Genomic DNA, 1,536 nt, shown 5'->3' on the forward strand with positions numbered 1-1,536 from the left:
TGGGGAGCGTGGGACCCTAAGTGGTAGTAGGTGAGCGATGGGGTGACGCAGGAGGGTAGCTCAGCCCGGGCGATGGTTGTCCCGGGGTAAGCCTGTAGCCCGAGAGATAGGCAAATCCGTCTCTCGTTAAGGGTGAGAGGTGATGCCGAGCCGTTTTTGGTGAAGTGAGTGATCCCATGCTGCCGAGAAAAGCCTCTAGTGAGTGTACCGGCGGCCCGTACCCTAAACCGACTCAGGTGGTCAGGTAGAGAATACCAAGGCGATCGGGTGAACTGTGGTTAAGGAACTCGGCAAATTGCCCCCGTAACTTTGGGAGAAGGGGGACCACGTCTGGTGATGGCATTTACTGCCGGAGCTGGGGGTGGTCGCAGAGGCCAGGGGGAAGCGACTGTTTACTAAAAACACAGGTCCGTGCGAAGTCGTAAGACGCTGTATACGGACTGACGCCTGCCCGGTGCCGGAACGTTAAGAGGACCGGTTAGAGGTTTCGACCTCGAAGCTGAGAATCTAAGCGCCGGTAAACGGCGGTGGTAACTATAACCATCCTAAGGTAGCGAAATTCCTTGTCGGGTAAGTTCCGACCTGCACGAATGGCGTAACGACTTCCCCGCTGTCTCAACCACAGGCCCGGCGAAATTGCAGTACGAGTAAAGATGCTCGTTTCGCGCAGCAGGACGGAAAGACCCCGGGACCTTCACTATAGCTTGGCATTGGCGTTTGATGTGTCTTGTGTAGGATAGGTGGGAGACTGTGAAGCGGGCACGCCAGTGTTCGTGGAGTCATTGGTGAAATACCACTCTGGTCGCCTTAGACGTCTAACCCGCACCCGTGGATCCGGGTGGGGGACAGTGCCTGGTGGGTAGTTTAACTGGGGCGGTTGCCTCCTAAAGAGTAACGGAGGCGCCCAAAGGTTCCCTCAGCCTGGTTGGTCATCAGGTGGTGAGTGCAAGGGCACAAGGGAGCTTGACTGTGAGACCGACAGGTCGAGCAGGTGCGAAAGCAGGGCCTAGTGATCCGGCACCGGCGTGTGGAAGCGGTGTCGCTCAACGGCTAAAAGGTACCCCGGGGATAACAGGCTGATCTTCCCCAAGAGTCCATATCGACGGGATGGTTTGGCACCTCGATGTCGGCTCGTCGCATCCTGGGGCTGGAGTAGGTCCCAAGGGTTGGGCTGTTCGCCCATTAAAGCGGCACGCGAGCTGGGTTTAGAACGTCGCGAGACAGTTCGGTCCCTATCCGCTGTGCGCGTAGGAGAATTGATGAGGGTCTGTCCCTAGTACGAGAGGACCGGGACGGACGAACCTCTGGTGTGCCAGTTGTCCCGCCAGGGGCACGGCTGGTTGGCTACGTTCGGTCGGGATAACCGCTGAAAGCATCTAAGCGGGAAGCCTTCCTCGAGATGAGTTCTCCCACACCTTGTGTGTGTAAGGCCCCCAAGAGACGATTGGGTTGATAGGCCGGGGATGGAAGCACGGTAACGTGTGGAGTCGACCGGTACTAATAGGCCGAGTGGCTTGAACACACTGAACGTTCAAA

At 57.6% G+C, this 1,536-nt stretch carries 1 rRNA gene; it reads left to right on the top strand.

The annotated features are described in order from the left end of the window. Positions 1–1,522 (top strand): 23S ribosomal RNA (locus tag AB0L06_RS43510); the annotation flags it as partial. Positions 1,523–1,536 lie beyond the last annotated feature (14 nt).

Origin of the sequence: Spirillospora sp. NPDC052269, assembly GCF_040679435.1 — a bacterium.
In the GTDB taxonomy this organism is placed as follows: domain Bacteria; phylum Actinomycetota; class Actinomycetes; order Streptosporangiales; family Streptosporangiaceae; genus Spirillospora.